The organism is Terrabacter carboxydivorans, assembly GCF_039532035.1.
Classification (GTDB): domain Bacteria; phylum Actinomycetota; class Actinomycetes; order Actinomycetales; family Dermatophilaceae; genus Terrabacter; species Terrabacter carboxydivorans.
Map to the genome: position 1 here is coordinate 346,543 of NZ_BAAARE010000002.1, position 25,085 is coordinate 371,627.

Annotated in this window: 20 protein-coding genes; 14 read left to right on the forward strand and 6 right to left on the reverse strand. The window is 72.1% G+C overall.

What is annotated here, in order from left to right:
* Positions 1–104 precede the first annotated feature (104 nt).
* The 4 genes from ABD297_RS03600 (at position 105) to ABD297_RS03615 (ending at position 4,147) form a co-directional block, all read left to right on the forward strand.
* Positions 105–1,460 carry a hypothetical protein gene (locus ABD297_RS03600; protein WP_344253031.1) on the forward strand — a complete coding sequence of 452 codons (1,356 nt, stop codon included), beginning with the start codon at positions 105–107 and terminating at the stop codon, positions 1,458–1,460.
* A gap of 77 nt (positions 1,461–1,537) precedes the next feature.
* Positions 1,538–2,041 (forward strand): hypothetical protein, encoded by a 504-nt coding sequence (locus ABD297_RS03605; RefSeq protein WP_344253033.1) that lies wholly within the window; start codon positions 1,538–1,540, stop codon positions 2,039–2,041.
* Positions 2,042–2,119: 78 nt separating this feature from the next.
* Positions 2,120–3,202: a DNA polymerase IV gene (locus ABD297_RS03610; RefSeq protein ID WP_344253035.1), complete on the forward strand. Its 1,083-nt coding sequence runs from the start codon at positions 2,120–2,122 to the stop codon at positions 3,200–3,202.
* A gap of 87 nt (positions 3,203–3,289) precedes the next feature.
* Entirely contained in the window at positions 3,290–4,147 is an 858-nt protein-coding gene (locus tag ABD297_RS03615; protein WP_344253037.1) for a phosphatase PAP2 family protein, read from the forward strand.
* A 9-nt stretch (positions 4,148–4,156) separates the two neighbouring features.
* On the opposite strand, the gene ABD297_RS03620 is transcribed toward ABD297_RS03615, so the two are convergent.
* Positions 4,157–4,609 (reverse strand): MarR family winged helix-turn-helix transcriptional regulator, encoded by a 453-nt coding sequence (locus ABD297_RS03620; RefSeq protein WP_344253039.1) that lies wholly within the window; start codon positions 4,607–4,609, stop codon positions 4,157–4,159.
* Between the two features lie 144 nt (positions 4,610–4,753).
* On the opposite strand from ABD297_RS03620, the gene ABD297_RS03625 reads away from it, so the two are divergent.
* The gene (locus tag ABD297_RS03625) at positions 4,754–6,013 is read left to right on the forward strand and encodes an MFS transporter (RefSeq protein WP_344253041.1); all 1,260 of its coding nucleotides are present in this window, start codon (positions 4,754–4,756) and stop codon (positions 6,011–6,013) included.
* Between the two features lie 77 nt (positions 6,014–6,090).
* Here ABD297_RS03625 and ABD297_RS03630 read toward each other — a convergent pair whose 3' ends face one another.
* The gene (locus ABD297_RS03630) at positions 6,091–7,737 is read right to left on the reverse strand and encodes an FAD-binding dehydrogenase (protein WP_344253043.1); all 1,647 of its coding nucleotides are present in this window, start codon (positions 7,735–7,737) and stop codon (positions 6,091–6,093) included.
* A gap of 120 nt (positions 7,738–7,857) precedes the next feature.
* On the opposite strand from ABD297_RS03630, the gene ABD297_RS03635 reads away from it, so the two are divergent.
* The gene (locus tag ABD297_RS03635) at positions 7,858–8,694 is read left to right on the forward strand and encodes an alpha/beta fold hydrolase (RefSeq protein ID WP_344253045.1); all 837 of its coding nucleotides are present in this window, start codon (positions 7,858–7,860) and stop codon (positions 8,692–8,694) included.
* Positions 8,695–8,718: 24 nt separating this feature from the next.
* On the opposite strand, the gene ABD297_RS03640 is transcribed toward ABD297_RS03635, so the two are convergent.
* On the reverse strand, positions 8,719–9,267 hold the full coding sequence (locus ABD297_RS03640; RefSeq protein WP_344253047.1) for a DinB family protein: 549 nt from the start codon (positions 9,265–9,267) through the stop codon (positions 8,719–8,721).
* Between the two features lie 128 nt (positions 9,268–9,395).
* Here ABD297_RS03640 and ABD297_RS03645 point away from each other — a divergent pair, with 128 nt between their 5' ends.
* The 5 genes from ABD297_RS03645 (at position 9,396) to ABD297_RS03665 (ending at position 14,782) form a co-directional block, all read left to right on the forward strand.
* The gene (locus ABD297_RS03645) at positions 9,396–10,004 is read left to right on the forward strand and encodes an ATP-dependent Clp protease proteolytic subunit (RefSeq protein ID WP_344253049.1); all 609 of its coding nucleotides are present in this window, start codon (positions 9,396–9,398) and stop codon (positions 10,002–10,004) included.
* On the forward strand, positions 10,001–10,615 hold the full coding sequence (locus ABD297_RS03650; RefSeq protein ID WP_344253051.1) for a ClpP family protease: 615 nt from the start codon (positions 10,001–10,003) through the stop codon (positions 10,613–10,615). The genes ABD297_RS03645 and ABD297_RS03650 overlap by 4 nt, the downstream gene beginning before the upstream one ends.
* Positions 10,616–10,801: 186 nt before the next feature.
* Positions 10,802–12,901 (forward strand): hypothetical protein, encoded by a 2,100-nt coding sequence (locus tag ABD297_RS03655; RefSeq protein ID WP_344253053.1) that lies wholly within the window; start codon positions 10,802–10,804, stop codon positions 12,899–12,901.
* A gap of 157 nt (positions 12,902–13,058) precedes the next feature.
* Positions 13,059–13,820, forward strand: coding sequence for a D-Ala-D-Ala carboxypeptidase family metallohydrolase (locus ABD297_RS03660; RefSeq protein ID WP_344253055.1), 762 nt, complete (start codon positions 13,059–13,061; stop codon positions 13,818–13,820).
* Complete coding sequence (locus ABD297_RS03665; protein WP_344253057.1) at positions 13,805–14,782, forward strand: phage tail tip lysozyme; 978 nt, start codon at positions 13,805–13,807, stop codon at positions 14,780–14,782. Before ABD297_RS03660 ends, ABD297_RS03665 begins: the two co-directional genes overlap by 16 nt.
* Before the next feature lie 52 nt (positions 14,783–14,834).
* On the opposite strand, the gene ABD297_RS03670 is transcribed toward ABD297_RS03665, so the two are convergent.
* Positions 14,835–15,236 (reverse strand): helix-turn-helix domain-containing protein, encoded by a 402-nt coding sequence (locus tag ABD297_RS03670; RefSeq protein WP_344253059.1) that lies wholly within the window; start codon positions 15,234–15,236, stop codon positions 14,835–14,837.
* A 291-nt stretch (positions 15,237–15,527) separates the two neighbouring features.
* On the opposite strand from ABD297_RS03670, the gene ABD297_RS03675 reads away from it, so the two are divergent.
* Both ABD297_RS03675 and ABD297_RS03680 read left to right on the forward strand, forming a co-directional pair.
* The gene (locus ABD297_RS03675; RefSeq protein ID WP_344253061.1) at positions 15,528–16,574 is read left to right on the forward strand and encodes an ATP-binding cassette domain-containing protein; all 1,047 of its coding nucleotides are present in this window, start codon (positions 15,528–15,530) and stop codon (positions 16,572–16,574) included.
* Positions 16,571–17,431, forward strand: a complete 861-nt coding sequence (locus ABD297_RS03680) for an ABC transporter permease (protein ID WP_344253063.1) — start codon at positions 16,571–16,573, stop codon at positions 17,429–17,431. Before ABD297_RS03675 ends, ABD297_RS03680 begins: the two co-directional genes overlap by 4 nt.
* Before the next feature lie 59 nt (positions 17,432–17,490).
* Here ABD297_RS03680 and ABD297_RS03685 read toward each other — a convergent pair whose 3' ends face one another.
* Both ABD297_RS03685 and ABD297_RS03690 read right to left on the reverse strand, forming a co-directional pair.
* Complete coding sequence (locus ABD297_RS03685) at positions 17,491–18,564, reverse strand: class I mannose-6-phosphate isomerase (protein WP_344253065.1); 1,074 nt, start codon at positions 18,562–18,564, stop codon at positions 17,491–17,493.
* Between the two features lie 73 nt (positions 18,565–18,637).
* The gene (locus ABD297_RS03690) at positions 18,638–19,669 is read right to left on the reverse strand and encodes a LacI family DNA-binding transcriptional regulator (RefSeq protein WP_344253067.1); all 1,032 of its coding nucleotides are present in this window, start codon (positions 19,667–19,669) and stop codon (positions 18,638–18,640) included.
* Between the two features lie 270 nt (positions 19,670–19,939).
* Here ABD297_RS03690 and ABD297_RS03695 point away from each other — a divergent pair, with 270 nt between their 5' ends.
* Positions 19,940–25,060: a GH92 family glycosyl hydrolase gene (locus ABD297_RS03695; protein ID WP_344253069.1), complete on the forward strand. Its 5,121-nt coding sequence runs from the start codon at positions 19,940–19,942 to the stop codon at positions 25,058–25,060.
* Positions 25,061–25,085 lie beyond the last annotated feature (25 nt).

Here is a 25,085-nt window from a genome sequence, read left to right on the forward strand (position 1 = left end):
TTTACCATTTACGGTGCAAAACGTGACTTTGACCCGTACCGTCGTCCTGTAGCAGCACCGTCCCCGGTCCGGTGCCTCGCGTGATCGCAGGAGTAGTGAGTCTGGTGACGACGAGCATGACGCCCACGCACGGTGATCCGACCTCGCCCCGCGCCGACGCCACGGGCGCCGACACCACCACCGACACCACGGCGGCCACCGCCGCCATGGGCGTCCGGCCCGGCCACCGCGGCGACAGCGACCGCTGGCTGCCCGACCCGTCCTGGCCGGTGCCACCGCGCGGCTGGCAGCTCTGGGCGGCCGCCGGGGCCGGCCTCTCGCAGCCCGCGGAGCGTGGCCCCGCGAAGTCGCAGCGTTCCCGCGTGCACTCCGAGGCCTCGATGCAGCACACTGACGACGTGCTGTCCGAAATGCCCCGATTGACCGCGCTCGAAGACGCGTCGTTCACGCTGCCGACCCGTCCGACGGCCCTCGTCGAGGACTCGTGGTACGCGCAGGAGCGGGTCGACCTGCTCGCCGACCGTCGGGCCCGCCGCAGGGCGCCCGAGGGGACGGCCCGGGGCTTCGGCGTCCTCGCGGCGCTGCTCGTCGTCAGCTTCCTCGTCGGCGGGGTGACCGGCGCCCTCATCGTCATCGGTGTCTCCACCCTGCTCGCGGCGAGCGCCGCGCTCGTGCGCGGACACCTCTCGCTCACCCGCGTCGGCGGCCAGCGTGGGGCGGGAGTGCTGCTCGGCGCCGCCGTGGTGGCGCTCATCACCGGCTCCGTGGCTGCCCATGACCGTCCGTCGGCGACCCAGGGCCTCATCGCCGCCCTGGTCCCGGTCAGCTCCGACCGCTCGGCCGGCGTCACGACGCCCGTGGTGTCCGAGACCCGGACGGCGTATGCCGCCATCCCTCCCTCCGCGCCCGCGGCTCGCCCCGCGCCGGCTGCGACGCCCTCGACCGCGCCCCGACCTGCTTCCGGCGCCGGCGCCGACGGCACCGACGAGTCGGTCGCCTCGCTCGCCGACGAGGCTGCGACCTCCGGAACCGCCGCCACGCCGGCGTCTCCGGCGACGCCGGCCGTGCCCGCGACCCCGGCCCGGCCCGGGACCCCGGGCAGCGCCGCGACGCCGGCCACCCCCGCGCAGCCCGCGAAGCCGGCCGAGCCCGCGTCCGGCGCCTCAGCCGCGGTCTCCGGGCTGACGAAGGTGGGAGTCGTGCTGACCCTCTCGCCCGACGCCCTGAGCCCCAGGCCCGCACCCGTCGCGCCGAAGCCGAAGCACGCCACGAGCATCGGCACTCCGGTGAGCGCGCCGCCCTCGGCCAAGCCGGGTTCGGCGTCCCAGGGAGCCAAGGCAGCGAAGGCAGCGAAGGCCGCCAAGGCAACCAAGGCCTCCACGAGCTCCAAGGCCGCCACGGCCCGGACGTCCGGCGCGGCGACCAAGCCGGCCAAGCGCTCGGTACTCGCGATCGACTGATCCCCGGTCCGGCGGGTCCTTCGTGGCGGCCTTCCGTCGGCGGGCACGTGTGCGACAGTGACCCCGTGGGTAAATCTATGACCCGGGCCACCATCATCTGGTTCGTCGGAGCGGCGGTCGTGGGGGCGATCGCCGGTGGCCTGCACCTGCTCCGTTCCGCCATCGGCGGGTCGCACACCGGGACACCGCTCGCGGTGTCGGCCTACGGCCTGACCCTCCTCGCGGCCGCCATGCTCTTCCACGGCATCGTGGTCGCTGCCCGCGAGCAGGACACCGCCGCCGGTCCGGCCCCGCGTGCTCTGGACGAGCGTGCCGCGTCGGCGCCCGTCGGCGGCTACGACCTCGACGACCTCGACGATGCCGACGTGTTCGACGGGGACGACGGGGACGACACCGACGGCTACGACGGCTACGACGGACACGACGGGCACCACGGCCACGACGGGCGCGGCGCTGCCAACCGCTCGGGCGAGCGTTCGGCGCCGTCGGAGGCGCCCGACGTCTACACGTTCCGGGGCGGCAAGCCGATCGCGGAGCGGGCACCCCGACCGGCACGACGCGACCGGCCCTCCAGGGGCTGACCGGTCCGACCGGGGGCCGACGCGGGCTGACCGGCACTGACCGGGGTCGGTGTCGCACCCGCCGGGCACAATGGCGGGATGAGCGCCGGCCGCCACCCCTGGGTGCTGCACGTCGACCTCGACCAGTTCATCGCCGCGGTCGAGGTGCTGCGCCGCCCCGAGCTCGCGGGCCGTCTGGTCATCGTCGGAGGGCGCGGCGACCCCACCGAGCGCGCCGTCGTGTCCACGGCGAGCTACGAGGCCCGCGCGTTCGGCGTCGGCTCCGGCATGCCGTTGCGCGTCGCCGCGCGCAAGGTGCCCGACGCGGTGATCCTGCCGGTCGACGCCCCCGCCTACACCGAGGCGTCCGAGCGGGTCATGGAAGCCCTGCGCGGGCTGGGCGTCGTCGTCGAGGTGCTCGGCTGGGACGAGGCCTTCCTCGGGGTCGACACCGACGACCCCGAGGCGTTCGCCGAGCAGGCCCGGGCGAGGGTGCTCGAGGCGACCGACCTGCACTGCTCCGTCGGCATCGGCGACAACAAGGTGCGTGCCAAGATCGCGACGGGCTTCGGCAAGCCGCGAGGAGTCTTCCGACTGACTCGCGAGAACTGGTTCGAGGTCATGGGCGAGCGCCCGACCATCGACCTGTGGGGCGTGGGGTCCAAGGTGTCCAAGCGCCTCGCCACCCACGGCATCGACACCGTGCGCCGGCTCGCCGACGCCGAGCAGTCCGTCCTCGTCGGCGAGTTCGGCCCCCGCATGGGCGTCTGGTACTCCGAGCTCGGTCGTGGCCTGGGGTCCGCCGTGGTCGACGACTCCCCGTGGATCGCGCGCGGGCACAGCCGCGAGACGACCTTCCAGAGCAACCTCACGACTCCCGAGCAGGTCCGCGACGCCGTCCGCGAGCTCGCCTCCCTGGCCTTCGACGACACCGTCAAGGAGGGGCGGCCGGTCTTCCGGGTCACGCTCAAGGTGCGCTACGCGCCGTTCTTCACCGCGACGAAGGCACGCAAGCTGCCCGCGCCGACGACCGAGCGGGCCGACGTCGTCGAGGCCGCCGTCGCGCTCGCCAAGTCGCTCGAGGCCGGGCGTGAGGTCCGCCTCCTCGGCGTCCGCGCCGAGATGGTGATGCCCGAGGACGGTGACCCCGTCGAGCGCACGCCACTGCGCGGCCGTCTCTGACGGTGCCTGACCGTGCCTGACCGGTCATGGAGGGTGGGCGCCGGGGCCGGGACGGCGCTCTCATCTTCGTGACCTACGGTCGGGTCCATGCCATCTCGAGATGACGGTGCGGTGGACGTCCGGCGACGCTTCGGGGGCGGACCGGCGACGGGTGCCCTGTCGGCCGGGCTCGTCGTCGTCGTGGTCGGCGTCCTGCTCTACGTCGTGCGCGACGCCGCCTACCGCGCGACGGCGTCCGGGGCCGTCGCCCTGCCCTCCGTCGTCGGCGGGTTCTTCGAGGTCGTCGGCGAGCTCGGGCTCGTCGTCCTCGTCGGGGTCGCGGCGCTGCTGACCTGGCGCGCCCGCTCCCGCGGGCTCGAGCACCTCGCGGTCGCGGCGGTGGCCGCGGTCTCAGCCGTCGCGGCCTACGTGCTCAGTGAGGTCGTCAAGGGGTTCGTCCGCGAGGAGCGGCCCTGTCGCACGCTGTCGGTGCACACGGTCGCTGCGTGCCCGGCCCCGGGTGACTGGGCGTGGCCGAGCAACCACGCGACGATCGCCGGCGCGCTCACGACCGCCATCGTCATCCTCTCGCCGGTGTGGTGGCGCCTCGCCGTGCCGCTCGCCCTCGCCGTCGGCGCCTCGCGGGTGCTGACCGGCGCGCACTACTGGCACGACGTCGTGGCCGGCCTGGCTGTCGGGGTGGTCGTCGTGTGGTTCGGCACGTGGGCCCTCGCGCCCACGGCCCACCGCCTGCTCGAGCGGTCGCTCGCGTCGGGACCGCCGCAGTGGCGGCGCCTGCTCGGGCAGGGCTACGTGCCGCGGTATGCCGTGCCGGACCTCCCCGAGGACGGCGCCGACCGCGACCCCGGAGCTCTCGAGCACCCGGGCGAGCACCCGGGCGAGCACCCGGGCGAGCACCCGGGCGAGCACTGGGACGAGCAGTCGGACGAGCACCGCGCGGACTGAGCCGGCGACTCAGGCGCGCGCCGGCTCCTTGCGGTGGAGGAACTCCACGAGGGGCGCCAGCTCCGGCACGTCGCCTGCGCTCTCAAGCGACTCCGCGAGCACCTCGTCGTGGGTGGGGGCTGCCTCCCGGTAGAGGGCCCAGCCCCGGTCGGTGAGCTCGGTGTAGATGCCGCGGCGGTCGTCGGCGCACAGCACCCGGGTCAGCAGCCCCCGGTCCTCGAGCCTGTTGACGAGCCGGGTGGTCGCCGACGACGACAGGGCGGCCGCACGGGCGAGCTGGCTCATCCGCATGTGCCAGCCGTCCTGGCGCGAGAGGGCGTCGAGCACGGTGAACTCGACGACGGACAGCTCGTGGCGGCGCACGAGCTCTCGCTCGAGCGCGCCCTCGATGTGTCCGTGCAGGGCGGCCAGGGTGCGCCACCCGGAGGCGCGCACCTCGACGGCGGAGTCAGCGATTCCCATGCGCACCATCATAACGCGCGTTTGCAATATGCCGTGCCTGCAACTAACGTCGCTCGTGGTCACTTAGTTGCACACGCGGCATACCGGCGAAAGCAGAGAGGCTCGGACCGGCGCCCACCTCCTCAACGGAAGGACTCGGAACCCATGCCACTCGGTCTCATCGCCCTCGCCCTCGGGGGCTTCGGCATCGGCCTGACGGAGTTCGTCATCGCCGGACTCATCAGCACCGTCGCCACCGACATGGGGGTCAGCATCCCCACCGCCGGCTACCTCATCAGCGGCTACGCGCTCGCCGTCGTCGTCGGCGCGCTGGGCCTCACCCCGGTGCTCGGCGCCTGGCGGCCCAAGCGCGCACTGCTCGCCCTCATGGTCCTCTTCGTCGTCGGCAACGCCCTCTCGGCCGTGGCCACCGGCTACGGCATGCTCCTCGCCGGACGGGTCGTCGCGGCGCTCGCGCACGGCGCCTTCTTCGGCATCGGCTCGGTGCTCGCCGCCTCGCTCGTCCCCGCCGACCGCAAGGCCGGCGCCATCTCGATCATGTTCGGCGGCCTGACGCTCGCCAACGTCCTCGGCGTCCCGCTCGGCACCTTCGTCGGCCAGCACTGGGGATGGCGGGCGACCTTCGCCCTCATCGCGCTCGTCGGCGTCGTCGCAGCGGCCGGCATCGCGGCCCTCGTGCCCGACGCCACCGCCGAGACGGAGTCCGGGGGACAGGCCGGACCGGCTCGGCCCGTCGGACGGGCCGCGACCCTGCGCGCCGAGCTCTTGGCCTTCCGTAACCGCCAGGTCTGGCTGTCCCTCGCGATGACCGTCCTCGTCTTCGGCGGCATGTTCGGGGCCTTCATGTACGTCGAGCCGCTCCTGACCCGGGTCACCGGCTTCGGGGAGTCGGCGGTGCCGTGGCTGCTCGTCCTCTTCGGCGTCGGCCTCTTCGCCGGCAACCTCCTCGGCGGCCGGTGGGCCGACCGGGCCCTGGCCCGGACCCTCGTCGTGCTGACCCTCGCGCTGGCCGTCTCGCTCGTCGGCTTCGCCCTGCTCTCGGGCAGCAAGGTCGGATCGGCGGCCATGCTGCTGGCCATGGGCTTCTTCGGCTTCGCGACCGTCCCCGGCCTGCAGATGCGCGTGCTCGGCCACGCGTCCGGCGCGCCGACCATGGCGTCCTCGGCCAACATCGCGGCCTTCAACGTCGGCAACTTCCTCGGTGTCTGGATCTCGGGCCTGGCCATCAGCGCCGGGATGGGCTGGACCTCGCCGCTCTGGGTCGGCGTGGCCTTCGCGGGGCTGGGACTGGTGGTCCTCCTCGTCGCGACCGCGTCGGAGCGCAGGACCTCGGCAGCCGAGCCGACGGCAACCGGTGCGCCCGAGCCCGCCGAGCAGCCGGTCGCCGCCACCCCGGTCAGCTGACCCCGGGTTCGAGGTGATCCCAGGAGGCACGCGCCTGCCGGGATCACCTCGAACCGCAGGGGCGGGAGTGGGGTGGGTCAGAGGGTGGCGGCGACCGCGCGCCCGGCCGTGCGACCGCTGAAGAGGCAGCCACCGAGGAAGGTGCCCTCGAGCGAGTTGTAGCCGTGCATGCCACCCCCGCCGAAGCCGCTCACCTCGCCCGCGGCATACACCCCCGGCAGGGGCTCGCCCCCGGGCCGCAGCACCCGCCCGGCGATGTCGGTCTCGAGTCCGCCGAGCGTCTTGCGGGTCAGGATGTTGAGCCGGACGGCGATGAGCGGGCCGGCCTTGGGGTCGAGCAGCTTGTGCGGGCTCGCGACGCGGATCAGCTTGTCGCCGCGGTAGTTCCGGGCGCCGTGGATCGCGGTGACCTGGGCGTCCTTGCTGAAGTCGTTGTCGATCTCGTTGTCGCGCGCGACGATCGTGCGCCGCAGCGACTCGACGTCGATGAGGTCGTCACCGGTGAGCGCGTTCATGCCGCGGACGAGCTCGGCCAGGGTGTCGGCCACGACGAAGTCCTCCCCGTGGCGCTTGAAGGCCTCGACCGGACCCGGCGCTCCCTTGCGGGCCCGGCCCAGCACCTGTCTGACGTCCTTGCCGGTGAGGTCGGGGTTCTGCTCGGAGCCGGAGAGGGCGAACTCCTTCTCGATGATCCGCTGCGTCAGCACGAACCACGAGTAGTCGTGCCCGCTGCGCATGATGTGGCCGAGCGTGCCGAGGGTGTCGAAGCCGGGGAAGTAGGGCGCCGGGAAGCGGCGACCCCGGGCATCGAGCCACAGCGACGACGGTCCGGGCAGGATGCGGATGCCGTGGTTGTCCCACACGGGGTCCCAGTTGCGCAGCCCCTCCGTGTAGTGCCACATCCGGTCGGGGTTGATGACGTGGCCGCCCGCCGTCTGCGTGATGCCGAGCATGCGTCCGTCGACGTGGGCGGGGACGCCGGCCACCATGCGCGCCGGCGGCGTGCCGAGGCGCTCGGGCCACGACTTCCGCACGAGGTCGTGGTCGCCGCCGATGCCGCCGCTCGTGACGACGACCGCCTGGGCCGAGATCTCGAAGTCGCCGACCTCCTCCCGGCTGCTCGGGCGTCCGCGCTCGACGCCGTCGGGGGCGAGGAGACGGCCGCGTATGCCGGTGACCGCGCCCGCGGTCACGACGAGCTCGTCGACGCGGTGACGGAAGGCGAGCGTGACCCGGCCGCTCGCCACCGCGACGCGGACGCGCCGCTCGAACGGCTCGACGATCCCGGGGCCCGTGCCCCACGTGATGTGGAAGCGCGGCACCGAGTTGCCGTGGCCGTCGGCCCGGCCGTCGCCGCGCTCGGCCCAGCCGACGACGGGGAAGAGGCGGTGGCCCTGCTCGTGCAGCCAGGCGCGCTTCTCGCCGGCCGCGAAGTGGAGGTAGGCCTCGGCCCACTTGCGCGGCCAGAAGTCCTCGTCGCGGTCGAACTGGGCCGAGCCCATCCAGTCCTGCGTCGCCAGCTCGAGGCTGTCCCGGATCCCCATTCGGCGCTGCTCGGGACTGTCGACGAGGAAGAGACCCCCGAAGCTCCAGAAGGCTTGGCCGCCCAGGGACTGCTCGCCCTCCTGGTCGACGAGCACGACCCGCTTCCCGCGGTCGGCCAGCTCTGCGGTGGCGACGAGCCCGGCCAGGCCCGCACCCACGACGACGACGTCGGCTTCCATGGGTCAGAGCATGCCACCCGTCTCGGGCGTTTCTGGTTGATGGTTGGACTTCCGACGAGGTCGGGTACGGCTCAGGTGCCTCCGTGAGGGACGGGGACCACCGACCGGAAGGAGACGTCCATGACCGACGTCACCGCAGACCAGGGCCTGATCCACGACGTCAAGATCCACGTCGAGGACTCGGGCGGCGATGGACGTCCCGTCGTGCTCATCCACGGCTGGCCGCTCTCGGGCGCGTCGTGGGCCGACCAGGTGCCCGCCCTGTCCGACGCCGGCTACCGCGTCATCACCTACGACCGCCGCGGGTTCGGCGAGAGCGACAAGCCGCACGGCGGCTACGAGTACGACACGATGACCGACGACCTTGCCAGCCTCCTCGAGGCCCTCGATCTGCGTGACGTCACGCTCGTCGGCTTCTGGATGGGCGGCGGGGAGGTGGCGCGCTACGTCACCCGGCACGGGCAGGACCGCCTGCACAGCGTCGTCTTCGCCGCCGCGGTGCCGCCCTACCTGCTCAAGACCGAGGACAACCCGGACGGCCCGCTGACCGAGGACGCCGCGAAGGAGATGGCGGACGGCGCCAAGGGCGACCGCGACGCCTTCTTCGACCAGTTCACGATGCAGTTCTTCTCGGCGAACGGCGAGCTCAAGGTCACCGAGGAGCAGCGCCAGCAGGCCATCGAGCTCTGCCGGCAGTCCGACCAGCGCGCGCTGATCGGGTGCATGGAGGCCTTCGGCACGACCGACTTCCGCGACGACCTCGCGAAGATCACCGTCCCGGGGCTCGTCATCCACGGGGACTCCGACGCGACCGTTCCCTTCGAGGGCTCCGGCCGCCGCACGCACGAGGCGCTCGCCCAGAGCGAGCTCGTCGTCATCGCGGACGGCCCGCACGGCATCAACACGAGCCACGCGGAGGAGTTCAACCGCGCGCTGCTGGCCTTCCTGCAGAAGTGACCTGACCTCGACGGCGCCACCGGCTCACTGGCCGGTGGCGCCGTCGACGCACTCCCGGAGCAGGTCCGCGTGCCCACAGTGGCGGGCGTACTCCTCGATCATGTGGACGAGGACCTCGCGCAGGTTGATGCGCGTGTGCGGGTCGAGGCTCACGAGGTCGAGCGACTCGGCCGCGTCGAGGAAGGCCTCGGCGTGGGCGACCTCCTCGCGCCACCGCGCCCAGGCCTCCTCGACGACGGCGTCGTCGGCGACCGCACCGTTGAAGTCGGCGTCGCGGTCGTCCGCGGTGCGGTAGAGCCGCGGGACGGCCTCGCCCGCCATGGTCCGGCGGAACCAGTTGCGCTCGACCGCAGCCAGGTGCCGCACGAGCCCGAGGAGTGAGAGCGTCGAGGGCGGGACCGAACGGGTGGCCAGCTGCTCGGCGGTGAGCCCCGAACACTTCAGCTCGAGGGTCAGACGGTAGCTGCGGAGGTAGTCGAGCAGGGTGGCCCGCTCGTCGCCGAGCACCGCCTCCTGCGATCGGGGGTCGTCCTCGGGGTCGACCCACATGTCGGGGTGCTTCTGTCCGGCCATGCGTGCCATGGTGGATCAGCGTCGGCCCGCGCGCCACGCGATATCGGCCGGATGGCATTCGCTGTCGGCGAATCTGCCGGTGGCAGAGCGAGATTCCCGTGCAAGGGCTCCACGCGCATGCTGGCCGGATGACCGACTCACCCATGCCAGCCGCGCTCGACGACCAGCTGTCGATGCAGCTGCTCCACCAACGGATCATCGTCCTCGGGGCCGAGGTGGACGACCCGATCGCCAACCGGATCACCGCCCAGCTGCTCCTGCTCTCGGCCCGTGACCCGCGGTCCGACATCAGCCTCTACGTCAACAGCCCCGGCGGCTCCGTCACCGCCGGTCTCGCCATCTACGACACGATGCGCGTCATCCCCAACGACGTGTCCACTCTCGCAGTGGGATTCGCAGCCTCTATGGGCCAGTTCCTGCTCGGCGCAGGGACGCCCGGCAAGCGCTTCGCCCTGCCCAACGCGCGGATCATGATGCACCAGCCCTCCGCCGGCATCCAGGGCACCGCGGCCGACGTCGAGGTCCAGGCCGCCAACCTCAAGGCCGTCAAGCGCCGCGTCAACGAGCTGCAGGCCGAGCACACCGGCCAGACCGTCGAGCAGATCACCCACGACAGCGAGCGCGACCGCTGGTTCAGCGCCGAGGAGGCGGCGGCATACGGCATCGTCGACCACGTCGTCACCGCGCTGACCGACGTGAGGCCGGTCGGCGTCGAGCGCAAGGTGGGACTGCGGTGAACGCGAGCTACACGATCCCCTACGTCATCGAGCGCACACCTGCGGGGGAGCGCAGCTTCGACATCTACAGCCGGTTGCTCCAGGAGCGGATCATCTTCGTGGGCACCGAGATCGACGACGGTGTCGCCAACGTCGTCATGGCGCAGCTGCTCCACCTCGCCGACGTTGCGCCCGACCGGGAGGTCTCGCTCTACGTCAACAGCCCAGGCGGCTCGTTCACGGCGCTCATGGCGATCTACGACACGATGCAGTTCGTCCCGGCAACGGTCGCGACCTACTGCCTCGGGCAGGCGGCGTCCGCGGCCGCCGTGCTCCTCGCCGCAGGTGAGTCCGGGCGCCGCTTCGCCCTGCGGCACTCGCGCGTGCTGCTCCACCAGCCGTCGGCGGGCGGACAGGGGACCGTGAGCGACCTCGCGCTCCAGGCGGACGAGCTGCTGCGCGTGCGCGCCCAGGTCGAGGAGGTGCTGAGCCAGCACACCGGTCGTTCCGTGGCGCAACTGCGTCTGGACACCGACCGCGACAAGGTGCTGACCGCCCAGCAGGCGGTCGACTTCGGCCTCGTCGACCACGTCGTCGAGCGCGCGACGGAGGCACGTCTGGACGGCGCCTGAACCCCGGCTTCGACCATTCTGTGGACACGCGCTCGCGGGCGGTGCCAGAGTTCGAGGTGCACGTTCCGAGCGACCCGGCGCCGAGGGCCCTCACCTGTTCGTCCATCCTCGCCCGCCCCCGGCGCGCCCCCTCGCCCAGCGACCGGACCTGCCCCGGACGGGCTCCACTTCCTCGAAGGGGAGCTCATGGCTGGTTCTCGTACGTCGCGCCGCAGGCGCATCAGTGCCATCTCCGTCCCGGTCCTCGCGGCAGCGGCCCTGGGACTCTCCATGACCCAGACCGCCGCTCACGCCGACCCCGGCGCCTCGGCCCGACTCGTGGGCACCTCCACCGCGACGACGGGGGCGTTCACCCCGTCGGGCTCCGCAGACGTGACCACGGACGAGTTCGTCGGTGAGACGGACGGCGACACGGGTGGGCCCACCTACCCCGGCACCATCACCGACCGCAGCCTCTCCACCGGGCACAGCACGGGCAGGTCGATCAGCGTCCACAGCGGGCAGAAGGCGAAGTCCAACCCGCAGCTCGGCACCTCGTTCGAGGGGCTCAACCTCTTCCAGCAGAGGTACGCCCGCGGCGGCAACCAGTTCACGGTCGAGCCACCGGACCAGGCCCTCTGCGTCGGCAACGGCTTCGTCCTCGAGGCCGTCAACGACGTGCTCAACGTCTACGACAAGAGCGGTGCCTCGCAGCTGCCCGACAACACCGCGACCAACATCGTCTCGGGGTTCCCCACCGACGTCGGCCACGCCGTCGACCTCAACTCCTTCTTCGGCTACGCCCCGGCCATCGTCCGTGCGACCGGAGTGCGCGCCCAGAGCATCACCGACCCGGTGTGCCTCTTCGACGCGGCCACGCAGCGCTTCTACGTCGCGGTGCTCACCCTGGAGTCAAGGCCCAACGGGTCGCTCACGCACGTGAACCACCTCGACGTCGCGGTCAGCCAGACGGCGAACCCCACCGGGTCGTGGAACATCTACAAGCTCGACGTCACCAACGACGGCACCAACACCGGTGGCGTCAACCCCGGCCCCTACCTCGGCGACTACCCGCACATCGGCGCCGACGCGAACGGGATCTACCTGACGACGAACGCCTACCCGTGGAACTCGAACGGCTTCGCCGGGGCGCAGATCTACGCGCTCTCGAAGTCCCAGCTCGCCGCCGGCGCGTCGACCGTGACGACGCAGCACATCGACACGTCCGGCACCGTCGCGCTCCCGAGCGACGCCGGGGCCACGCAGCCCGGCTTCACTGTCTGGCCCGCCCAGTCGCCGGGTACCGGCTCGTTCGACACCGCGGCGAACGGCACGGAGTACCTCCTCAGCTCCACCGCCGCCGACGAGGCCACGCACCCCGTCGCCGGAACCGGCGGGGACTACGTGTCGAACACCGTCGTGGTGTGGGCGCTGACCAACACGTCGTCGCTCGGCACGTCGACCCCGGCCCTGACCCTCAGCAACAAGGTCCTGCCGTCGGAGACGTATGCCATCCCGCCGAAGGCCCAGCAGAAGGGCGCCGGCACGCCGCCCACGACCACGACGCCGCAGGGCCACTGCATCAACGACACGACGACCGCGACCATCGCAGGCGTCGACTGCTGGCGGCTCCTCTTCAACCCGCCCGAGCCGGCGCACAACGAGGTCGTCTCCAGGCCCGACTCGAACGACACGCGCATGCAGCAGGTCATGTATGCCAACGGCAAGCTCTGGGGTGCGCTCGACACCGCGGTCAACCCTGACGGCGGAGCACAGCGAGCGGGCATCGCCTGGTTCATCGTCAAGCCGTCGACGACCTCCGGGTCCCTGTCGGCCAAGATGGCGATGCAGGGCTACCTCGGCCAGGCCGGGCACGACCTGACCTACCCGGCCATCGGGGTCACCGCCAGCGGTCGAGGCGTCATGGCCTTCAGCTCCACCGGCGACACGCAGTTCCCGAGCGCCGGCTACGCGGCCATCGACGCCCTCGTCGGGACCGGCCCGATCTCGATCGCAGCCGAGGGCCAGGCCACCGACGACGGCTTCACGAGCTACAAGGCCCAGGTCGGCAACCCGCCCCGCACCCGGTGGGGCGACTACAGTGCCGCCGCTGTCGACGGCAGCTCGGTCTGGATCGCGAGCGAGTACGTCGCCCACGCGTGCGACTACGCGACGTGGGGTGGCCGTTTCTTCGGCGCGACGACGGGTGACAACAAGCTCGGCACGTGCGCGGCGTCGCCCGGCGCGGCCGGCCTGCGCACCGCCCTCGGCAACTGGTCGACGCGCGTGAGCCAGGTGACGCCCTAGCGGCGTCCCCGGGGAGGGATGGCGGTGGCGCAGGGAGGCGCCACCGTCATCTGCCGTCGAGCGCATGGGGAGTGCTCCCCATGCGCTCGACGCGCGAAACCATGACGAATCGGACACGCTCGGCATGTAGGTCCACGCACCCGCGAAAGGAACCAGCATGCGCAGGAAGAGACTCACCCACGCCTTCGCCGCCGTCGCCCTCGTCCTCGGCGGCCTCGGCGTCGCGACCGTGACCGTCACCGCGACGGTCACCGCGACGGCCTCGCCCGCCCACGCGGACGAGTGCTACTCCTGGCCCCGCACTCTCGCCTCCGGTGCCTCCGGCTCGGACGTCACGCAGCTGCAGATCCGGGTCGCCGGCTGGGTGCCGCGCGGCCAGGTCATGGGCATCGACGGCGCCTACGGGGCACAGACCACGGCGGCGGTCACGAACTTCCAGAAGGCATACGGCCTCACGGCGGACGGCGTCGCCGGCCCGGCGACGTTCTCGACGATCTACGCCCTGCAGGACCCCGACTGCTCGCCGGCCCACTTCAGCTACGCCGAGGCCAGCTACAACTGCGGCCGCGGCTTCACCGGCGGCGCCACCGAGAAGGAGAACATGAAGCGGGCCCTGTGGCGGGCCGAGGCGCTGCGCCACCAGCTGGGCGACCACCCGCTCAAGGTGACCTCCGGCTACCGCGACTCGACGTGCAACGCATCGGTCGGCGGCGCGAGCAACAGCGTGCACCTCACCGGTGGGGCGCTCGACCTCGTCCCGGGCGACGGCGCCACCTCGATCTGCAGCATCGCCAAGCAGGCCCGCTACGCCGGCTTCGGCGGGATCTTCGGCCCGGGCTACCCGGCCCACGACGACCACGCGCACGTCGACATCCGCTCCAGCATCGCCTGGGACGCCGACGCGTGCGCTGGCTGGTGACCGCGGTGCGGGGCACCGGCACCGCTCGACGGGTCCTGTCGGGCCTGCTCGCCGGCATCGCCGTCGCCGTCCTGGCGGTCGTCGCGGCACCGAGCGCCCTCGCTGCCTCGAACGACGAGATCGCCTTCGACTACTTCGTCGCCAAGGGACTGACCGAGCGCCAGTCGGCCGGCATCGTCGGCAACCTCATCCAGGAGTCGGGCAGCCCGATCAACCCCTACGCCGACCAGCCCGGCGGTCCGGGGATGGGCATCGCGCAGTGGAGCGAGGGCGGCCGTTGGGACACCGACTCGCGCGACAACCTCGTCTGGCACGCCGGCCTCGACGGGAGCAGCCGCTACAGCCTCACGGCGCAGCTCGACTTCACCTGGTACGAGCTGTCGACCTTCTCCGGCTACGGCCTCGCGGACCTCAGGGCGGCGACGACCGTCGACTCGGCGACGACCGTCTTCATGCAGGACTTCGAACGCTGCGGCACGTGCGCGACGACCCAGCGCATCGCCTACGCGAACGACGTGCTGACGAGGTACGGCACGGGCGGCACTGGCGGCAGCACGACGGAGACGAGCCTGCCGGTGCTGCGCAGCGGCAGCAGCGGCACCGCGGTGCGCACGCTGCAGTACCTGCTCCGGGCATCGGGCCGCAGTGTCGTTGCCGACGGGTCCTTCGGCGCGGCAACCGACTCCGCGGTGCGCAGCTACCAGTCGGCGCACGGTCTCACGGTCGACGGGGTCGTCGGTGACAACACGTGGTACTCGCTCCTGCCCGTGCTGCGCCAGGGTGCGAGCGGCGACGCCGTCACGGGCTTGCAGCGCGAGCTCGTCGACGCCGGCTACTCGCTGACCGTCGACGGGTCGTTCGGGCCGGCCACGGACTCGGCCGTGCGTGCCTACCAGTCGAAGACGGGTCTCGTCGTCGACGGGGTCGTCGGCAACAACACGTGGGGCAGCCTCGTCGACTGACGAGCGGCCGCGCGTGCTGTCGGCCGCCCGACGCACACGGGGTCGGTGCTGCTCACGCGACGAGCAGCACCGACCCCGTGGCGTCGGAGAGCGTGCCCGTGGGTGCGGGCGCCGCGTCGGGGGAGGCGATGCTCGTGCCGACCCGTGAGGTGAGGTCGAAGACGCGGCCGCCGGTGGCACCGTCGAGGTCGCGCAGCTCCCGGTGGGCCGCGCCGACGAGCCCGGTGATGCTCGAGCCGAGCGCCACGCAGACCGCCTCGAGCACCTCGGACGACGGCTCCTTGAGGCCGCGCTCGACCTCGGAGAGGTAGGCGACCGAGATGCCGGCGCGCCCGGCGACCTCTGCGAGCGTGCGGGCCTGTCGGGTGCGCAGTCCGCGGAGCAGTCGCCCGTAGACCTCGCGCAGCAGCGGAGGGCGGACGCCGGGGCGCGGGCGTGGGGCGATCTGGGTCATGGGCCGTCTCCGATCAGGGTGCGTGTCTCCAGCGTCGCACGGTCGCGTGCTGCTGGTGCCCCGTCGGGCCACCGTTGGCGTATGCCGTGGGCGTAACTCCGCGTCCACCGTCCGTCCGCCGGTGGTTGAGGAGAAAAATGTTGACGGCGTGCACTTGGTGACCGACGCTGTCGGTGACGACGTCTACGGTCGTCCCACCGCAGCTCACACGCCGCACCGCACCCCTCACGCTCCACCCACCACTCTCACGTCTCACCCACGTGTCGCCGACGTACCACCGGGGAGATCTCCATGACCATCACCACCGACGCGCGCACGGTGCGCGACCGGTTCACGGCGCCGGCCATCGAGGCCGAGCACCTCGTCAAACGCTTCGGCGACATGACCGCCGTCGACGACGTCAGCTTCACCGTGCCCCAGGGTACGGTCCTCGGTCTGCTCGGTCCCAACGGCGCCGGCAAGACCACCACCGTGCGCATGATGACGACGCTGAGCCGCCCGACGAGCGGGTCCGCCCGGGTCGCCGGCCACGACGTCGCCCGGGAGCCCGAGCTCGTCCGGAGCAGCATGGGCCTGACGGGCCAGGCCGCCACGGTCGACGAGCTGCTCACTGGCCGCGAGAACCTCCGGCTCATGGGCTCGCTCTACGGGCTGCCCAAGGACGAGGTGCGCCGCCTGTCCGGCGAGCTGCTCGAGCGCTTCTCGCTCACCGACGCGGGCGACAAGGTCGTCAAGGACTACAGCGGAGGCATGCGCCGGCGCCTCGACCTCGCCGTCAGCCTCATCGCCACCCCACCCGTGCTGTTCCTCGACGAGCCGACCACCGGCCTCGACCCGCGCAGTCGCGTCGAGCTGTGGGACGTCCTGCGCGGCCTCGTCCGCGACGGCACCACGCTGCTGCTCACGACGCAGTACCTCGAGGAGGCCGACCAGCTCGCCGACCGGATCGTCGTCATCGACCACGGTCGGATCATCGCCGAGGGCACGCCGCTCGAGCTCAAGGACCAGTCGGGCCAGGCCGCGATCGTCCTCACGGTCTCGCACGCCGACCAGGTCGAGGCCGCCCGGGCCCTGCTCTCGGCCCACGTCGAGGGGGTCCACGTCGACGTCCCGGCCCGGCGCCTCACCGCTCCGGCCGAGGGCCTGCACGACATGACCCGCGTGGCCGCCGTCTTCGAGCGCAGCGAGATCGTGCTCGACGACCTCGGCCTGCAGCGACCGAGCCTCGACGACGTCTTCCTCAGCCTCACCGGGCACCGCGCCGAGTCCGACAGCACCGACGCCGGCGCCCCTGTCGAGCCCAGCTCCGCCGCAGCCTCCGCCGAGGAGTCCCGATGACCGACCGGACCGTCACCACCTCCGACGCCCCGACGAGCACGCGCCCGAGTCCGCACGACTACGAGCCGCCCGGCCGGGCGCGCCAGATCGCGACCATGGTCTGGCGCAACCTCAAGCACATCAAGCGCCAGCCCGAGATGCTCACCGACGTCACCATCCAGCCGGTGATGTTCGTGCTGCTCTTCGCGTTCGTCTTCGGCGGCTCGATCCGCACCGACAGCGGGTCCTACCGCGAGTGGCTGCTGCCGGGGATCATGGCCCAGACGATGGCCTTCTCCTCGTTCATCGTCGCCATCGGCCTCAACATGGACCTCGGCAAGGGCATCATCGACCGGTTCCGGTCCCTGCCCATCGCCCGCTCGTCGGTGCTCGTGGGGCGCAGCATCTACAGCCTCATCCACTCGAGCATCGGCATCTTCGTCATGTCGGTCACGGGCCTGGCCATCGGCTGGCGCATCCGGGGTGGTGTGGGGCCGGCCCTGCTGGCCTTCGGGCTGCTGCTGCTCTTCGGCTTCGCGATGATCTGGATCGGGGTGCTCGTCGGCTCCTCGATGCGCTCACCCGAGGCGGTCAACGGGCTGATGTTCACGACGATCTTCCCCGTCACCTTCCTCGCCAACACCTTCGCGCCGACCGAGGGGATGGTCCCGTGGCTGCGCACCGTCGCCGAGTGGAACCCGGTCAGCTCGCTCGTCCAGGCCATGCGTGAGCTCTGGGGCAACGTGCCGCCGGCGCCGGCCGACGCGGCCCTCCCGCTCCAGCACCCGGTCCTGACGACGCTCATCTGGTCGGTGCTCATCACCGCCGTCGTCGCGCCGCTGGCCGTGCGCGCCTTCGTCCGCCGGACCACCGACTGACGACCCCGACACCGACAGACCCGCCTGGTGGTCGACCGACCTCCGGGCGGGGGCGAGGGCTAGGCCGACGGCATGCAGCGGATGACGGTGACGTCGCCGTCGAGGCCCACCGGCCCGGCTCCGTGGGGCACGAGCAGCACGTCGCCCCGCGCCACCGAAGTGGCGTGGGGCGCGTCCGTGCCGGTCGTCAGCACGCCCTCGCCCGCGACGACGACGGCCACCGCGAAGGAGGCCTCGCCGGTGGCGGGGGCGCCGGGCGCCGCGCTCAGCACCTCGGCGCGGAAGAACGCCGCAGCCTCCCCGGGCAGGGCGTGGCCGGCGCCCGCGACGTCGGTCCAGCGCCGGCGCAGGGCGGCCAGGCCCTCTGGGGTCAGCGGCCCCCGGTCGACGCTCTCGAGTGCGCGGGGGACGGTGAGGCCGAGGAAGGCGTGCGCCTCCTCGAGGCCGAAGCGTCGGTGCTCGAGCATGACCGACAGGTCGGTCGGCTCCTGCAGCTCGAGGACGAAGACGCCCTCCCCGATGGCGTGGGGCTGGCCGCCGGGCACGAGCAGGGCGTCGCCCGGCGAGACCTCGATCCGGTTGAGGGCGGCGAGGAGCCGGTCGTCCTGGGCCCCGACGAGCTGCGCCAGCTCCTCGGTCGGCAGCTCGTCGCGGAAGCCCAGCCAGACGCAGGCCCCGGGCTCGGCGTCGAGCACGATCCACGCCTCGGTCTTGCCGTGGCCGCAGTCGAGGTGAGCCGCCGCGAAGGCGCGGTCGGGGTGCGAGTGCACGGGCAGGCGCTCGCCCGCGTCGAGCAGCTTGGTGAGCAGGCCCGGCTCGACGCCGTGGGCCGCGACGTGCGCGTCGCCGAGCCAGTGGTCGGGATCCGCGGCGAGGGCGTCGGGCAGCCGGGTGCCGTCGTCGAGCACCGTGACCCCGTCGCCGCCCTCGGCGAAGAGCCGGGTGGTCGAGGCCAGCCAGTCCTCCGGGCGGTGCCCGTCGAAGTCCGCCGGCGCCTCGAGGCCGCGGAAGGTGAGGATGCGCTCCCCGCCGCGGTAGAAACGGTGCGGCGTGTTCAGGGGCAGGCGACTCGGGACATGGGTCGGAAGATGGGTCGGGAGGCTGGTCGGGTCGGACACGGTCGTCTCGGGCACAGGCGGGTTCTCCTTGGGTGGGGTGCGGGAGAGCCGGGGCATCGGGTGCCCGGAGCTCGCGCGCTGCCGGGCGCTAGCGGTTCAGGGCGGCCCGTCGCAGGCCGGAGGCGCGGACGATGAGCCGGGTCGGCATGACGACGGTCTGGGCCTGCGACTCGTCACCGAGCAGGCGGGCGAAGAGCTGCTGGGCGGCCTTCTGCCCCATGGCTGCCGGGTCCTGGTGCACGACGGTGACGGGCGGGTCGATGAGGGCGGCGAGCTCGAAGTCGTCGAAGCCGACGAGCGACAGCGGCAGGCGCAGCTCGCGCAGGGCGAGCAGGACGGCCAGGGTGATCCGGTTGTTGCCGGTGATGACCGCGCTGATCGGCTCGGAGCCGACCGACCACTGGGTCAGCGTCTCCTGCACCGAGCCCGCGGTGTGCGGTCCCATCGAGACCCGTGGGCTGCTCGGGAGACCCAGGCCCTGGTGGGTGGCGACGAAGGCGTCGCGGCGTTGCCGCGCCGTCCAGAAGGCGGGGTCGTCCCCGTAGAAGGCGATGTTGCGGTGCCCGTGGGCCACGAGGTGCTCGACGGCGCTGCGGATGCCGCCGTGGTTGTCGCTGAGGATGGTGTCGCGCGGGGTGCCGCGCACCGGCCGGTCCATGTAGACGATGGGGGTGCGGCTCGCCTCGAGGACGGCGTCCGACGACGCGCTCTCGTCGGCGGGGACGACGACGATGCCGTCGACGCGCCGGTTGACGAGGGCCTCGATGACGGCCCGCTCGCGCGACGGTGACCCCTCGGCCGAGGCGGTGATGAGCTGGTGCTGGCGGATGCGCGCCTCGCGCTCGACGGCCGCCCCGACCTGCGAGTAGAAGGGGTTGGCGAGGTCCTCGACGACGAGGGCGATGGTGAAGGTGCGGCCCTGGCGCATGAGCCGGGCGCCGTCGTGGCGGCGGAAGCCGAGGCGCTCGATGACGGCCCGGACCCGTTCGGCGGTGTCGGGACGCACGCCCGGCTCGTGGTTGACCACGCGCGAGACGGTCTTGACCGAGACGTGGGCCTCGGCGGCGACGTCAGCCATGGTCGGGCGCACGGCTGTCCGGTGGTCAGACAACGCTGTCATGCCCGCAGTCTGACCACTGCGCGCTCGCCGGTGCAACGCGGGGTGCCTCCCGAGGCCCTCGAGAGGTCCGTTCTGTCCGATCCGATGTCCTGACCGGACAGGATCGGTTCGGGGTGTTGACGCCCTTTGTCCCGTGCGGCAAGTCTCGCCACGTCGGTGGCGGCTCGGGGTCGTCGGCGCCGGCCTCTTCACATCTCGCACCTGCGGCTCACACCAGCAGCAGATCCAGCAGCTCATCCAGCACGGCTCAACGACGAGCACGGAGGCACCATGTCCATGAGATCCGGGATCCACAGAGGCGTCATCGCCCTGGCAGTCCTGGCCACGTCGACCGCAGGCGCGGTCGTCGGTCCCGCCCAGGCGGACGCCCTCGGCAGCACTGCCGCGGCGCCGCTCTCAGCACCCGCCGCCGCAGCCGGCGCGGGTGACTTCTCGACCTCCTTCGAGGCAGGTCAGCCGCAGCCCGAGCTCTCCACCGTCGAGGTGGGGGGCAGCGGTCCGCGCCAGCAGAACGTCTCCGGCACCGCGAGCTCGGACGGCAGCCTCCTGGGCTCGGTCGTCGGCGTCACCGCGAGCGCGGAGAACTCCCCGGGCGAGGTCGCTGCAAACCTCGCCGACGCCAACCCCGACAGCAAGTGGCTCGCCTTCGCCTCGAGCGCGTGGGCGCGCTACCAGCTCGGCACCCCGGCCAAGGCCGTGCGCTACTCGCTGACGTCGGCCAACGACGCGCCCGAGCGCGACCCCAAGGACTTCACCCTCCAGGGCTCGACCGACGGCACGACGTGGACCGACCTCGACCGCCAGACCGGCATCGACTTCTCCGGCCGCTTCGCCAAGCGCACCTTCGACGTCACGACGCCGGGGACGTATGCGTACTACCGGCTCGACGTGACCGCGGTCCACTCCGGCGGCATCGTCCAGCTCGCCGACTGGGACCTCTCCGACGGCAGCACGGGCTCGGGCCCGGCCACGCCGATGCGCACGGTCGTCGGTTCGGGGCCGATCTCGGGCTTCAACATCAAGCCGCTCGTCGGCTGGACGGGCGTCAAGGCGCTGCGCTACTCCGGCGGCCACACCGCCGACGGGCGCGGCTACGCCTGGAACCGGCTCTTCGACGTCGACCTGCCGGTCACGTCGACGACGCGCCTCAGCTACAAGATCTTCCCCGACATGATCGCCGGGGACCTGAAGTACCCGTCGACGTATGCCGCCCTCGACGTCCGCTTCACCGACGGCACCTACCTGTCCGACCTCGGAGCCGACGACCAGCACGGTGTGGCCGCGAGCCCGAGCAGCCAGGGCAAGGGCAAGATCCTCTACGCGAACCAGTGGAACGCCGTCTCCCTCGACGTCGGCAAGGTCGCCGCGGGCAAGACGATCGACCGGGTCCTGCTCGGCTACGACAACACCGGCGGCGCGACCAAGGACACCCGCTTCGGCGGGTGGATCGACGACGTCTCGGTGCAGGCGAACCCCGCGGTCATCGACGGCGCGGACCTGACGAACTACGTCGACGTGCGGCGCGGCACCAACGCGTCGGGCAGTTTCTCGCGCGGCAACAACCTGCCGATCAGCGCGGTGCCCAACGGCTTCACGTTCTTCACCCCGGTGACCAACGCCAACTCGCAGTCGTGGGAGTACTACTACCAGACGGCCAACAATGCGGCGAACCTCCCTGTGCTGCAAGGACTTGCCGTCTCGCACGAGCCGAGCCCGTGGATGGGTGACCGCAACCAGATGTCGGTGATGCCGTCCGTCGCGACCGGCACGCCGACCGGCAGTGCTTCCGGTCGAGGCCTCGCCTTCGACCACGCGACCGAGGTGGCCCACCCGGACTACTACAAGGTGGAGCTCGCCGGCGGCCTCACCGCCGAGACGGCGCCCGCCGACCACGGCGGCGTCTACCGGTTCACCTTCCCCGCCTCCGCGAGCAAGGGGCACCTCGTCGTCGACACCGTCGACGACAACGGCACCTTCACGGTCGACGCGGCCTCCGGCACGATGACCGGCTGGGTCGACAACGGCAGCGGCCTGTCCGCGGGCCGGAGCCGGATGTTCGTCTACGGCACCTTCGACCGTCCCGCCACGGCCGTCGGCACCGCTCCGAACGGCCACGCCGGCACCCGCTACGCGACCTTCGACACGAGCACCGACAAGCAGGTCACGCTCAAGCTCTCGACGTCGTTCATCTCCCTCGACCAGGCGAAGAAGAACCACGCCCTCGAGCTGGCGAGCCGCGACTTCGACGCCGTGCGCGCTGCTGCGAAGGCCGCCTGGAACGCCCGCCTCGGCGTCGTCAGCGTCAAGGGCGCCAACGACTCGGAGCGCACGACGCTCTACTCCAACCTCTACCGCCTGAACCTCTACCCCAACAGCCAGTTCGAGAACACCGGCACGGCTGCTGCTCCGCACTACCAGTACGCGAGCCCCGTTGCGGGCAAGAGCGGTTCGGCCACCACGACGACGACGAACGCCGCCGTCAAGGACGGCAAGATCTACGTCAACAACGGCTTCTGGGACACCTACCGCACCGTGTGGCCGGCCTACAGCCTGCTCTACCCTGAGGTCGCGGCCGAGATCGCCGACGGCTTCGTGCAGCAGTACCGTGACGGCGGCTGGGTCGCCCGGTGGAGCTCACCCGGCTACGCCGACCTCATGACCGGCACGAGCTCCGACGTGGCGTTCGCCGACGCGTACGCGAAGGGCGTCAAGCTGCCCGACCCGCTCGCGGCATACGACGCCGCCGTGAAGAACGCGACGGTGCTCCCGACGTCGAGCGCGGTCGGACGCAAGGGTCTCGACACCTCCACCTTCCTCGGCTACACGAGCACCAACACGGGCGAGAGCGTGTCGTGGGGCCTGGAGGGCTTCGTCAACGACTTCGGCATCGGGACCATGGCGGCCAAGCTCGCCAAGGACCCGGCGACCCCGGAGGCGCGCCGCGCCCAGCTGGCCGAGGAGTCGAAGTACTTCCTCGAGCGGGCGACGCACTACGGCAACCTCTTCAACCCGAAGGTCGGCTTCTTCCAGGGACGCGCCGCCGACGGCAGCTTCCCGACGAGCTTCGACCCCGAGGACTGGGGCGGCGACTACACGGAGACGAACGCCTGGAACTTCGCCTTCCACGCCCCGTTCGACGGCAACGGCCTCGCCAACCTCTACGGCGGCCGGGACGCGCTCGCGAAGAAGCTCGACACGTTCTTCGCGACGCCCGAGACGGCGACCAAGCCCGGCGGCTACGGCGGCGTCATCCACGAGATGCTCGAGGCACGTGACGTCCGCATGGGCCAGCTCGGCCAGAGCAACCAGGTCAGCCACCACATCGCGTACATGTACGACTGGACCGGCCAGCAGTACAAGACGGCCGAGAAGGTCCGCGAGATCATGCGCCGCCTCTACGTCGGTGGCGAGATCGGCCAGGGCTACCCGGGCGACGAGGACAACGGCGAGATGTCCGCGTGGTACGTCCTGTCCTCGCTCGGCATCTACCCGCTGCAGGTGGGCTCGGCCAACTGGGCCGTCGGCTCCCCGAAGTTCGAGCAGGTGCGGGTCAAGCGCACGCAGGGCGACCTCGTCGTCAACGCGCCGGGCAACTCGGAGACGAACATCTACGTGCAGGGCCTGACCGTCAACGGCTCCAAGCACAAGAGCGTCTCGATCAGCCAGGACGAGCTCACCGGTCCGACCACGGTCGACTTCGCGATGGGTGCCAAGCCCTCCGACTTCGGCGCACGCGCCCAGGACGCCCCGCCGTCGCTGACGCAGGGCACCGAGGCGCCCCAGCCGCTCAAGGACGCGACCGGCCCCGGCCGCGGCACCGCGACGGCGACTGACCTCGCGTCTGGTGACGACGCCAAGGCGCTCTTCGACAACACGTCGCGCACCTCGGTGGCCTTCACCTCGGCCACGCCGTCGGTCACCTTCGCCCTGTCGGGCGTCGGCCAGCGGGCGAGCTGGTACACCGTCACCTCGGGACCGAAGGCCGGCGACCCGTCGGCGTGGCGCCTCGAGGGCAGCAAGGACGACGGCAAGACGTGGCAGACGCTCGACACGCGGACGGCCCAGGTCTTCCCGTGGCGGGTGCAGACGCGTCCGTTCGAGATCGCGCACACGGGCACGTTCACGACCTACCGCCTCGTGGTCACCGCCACGGCCGGTGGGGCGGCGCCCAACCTGTCCGAGCTCGAGCTGCTCACCGACGGCTCCAAGGCGCAGAACACCGGCATCAAGGTGTCGGCGGCCGAGCCGTTCGAGGTCGCCGAGGACACCGCGTGGTCGGGCACCGTCGCCACCTTCTCCGGTGGCGTCGGCCAGGGCCAGGACCCGTCGGCCACGGCCAAGGCGACCATCGCCTGGGGTGACGGCACGACCTCTGCCGGCACCATCGAGGCCGGTGACCTCGGCTCGTTCACGGTCCGCGGCTCGCACACGTGGGCCAAGCCCGGTCCGTACCAGCCCAAGGTGACCGTCACGACGGCCAACGACAGCGGCTCGGCCCTCGGTGCCGCGACCGTGCACCAGGCGTCCACACCGGCGTATGCCGCGGGGTTCGACTCCGTGTGCTTCGGCAACGTGGGTGACTCGGTCCCGTGCGACGGCGACCGGGCGGGCCTGTCCCGTGAGGCGCTCGTCGCCGCCGGGGGTGTCCCGGGCAAGCTGCTGACCGTGCCGGGCACGGACCTGCGCTTCTCGATGCCGGGCATCCCCGTCGGGGAGAAGGACAACGCCACCGGCGCGGGGCAGACCCTCCCAGTGACCCTGGCCCCCGGGGCGACGAAGCTGTCGCTCATCGGCACGGCGACGCAGAAGAACCAGGACACCACCGCCACGGTCAACTTCACCGACGGCTCGAGCACGAGCTACAAGGTGCAGTACGGCGACTGGTGCGGCTCGCCGCAGTTCGGCAACGTCGTCGCCATCCAGATGGCCTACCGCCTCAACGGGACGGGCACCGACGGCTGCCAGGTGAAGCTCTTCGCCACGGCGCCGCTCACCGTGCCGGACGGCAAGACGGTGCAGTCGGTGACCCTGCCGACGCAGACCGGTGACCCGAAGACGGCGGGCCGGATCCACGTCTTCGCGGTCGCCGACAACGGCTCGGCCCTCGAGGTCGCGCCAGGCGCCGACACCACGGCCAAGGCCGGGGCCGACACCGACGTCACGCTGGGCACGGCGAAGGGCGGCGTCCCGGCGTCGACCGGCTACACGGCCCTGGTCCAGTGGGGTGACGGCACCGTGACGGAGGACGCCACCGTGACGACCGCCCCGGACGGCACGGCGACCATCAGCGGCGGCCACGCCTGGGCCGCCGCCGGCACCTACACGGTGCGGGTGCTCGTGTCCGACTCCCGGTCCGACGTGCTCGCCTCGCTCCAGGTGAGCGTCGGGTAGCCGACCGGACGGTGCCGGGGACACG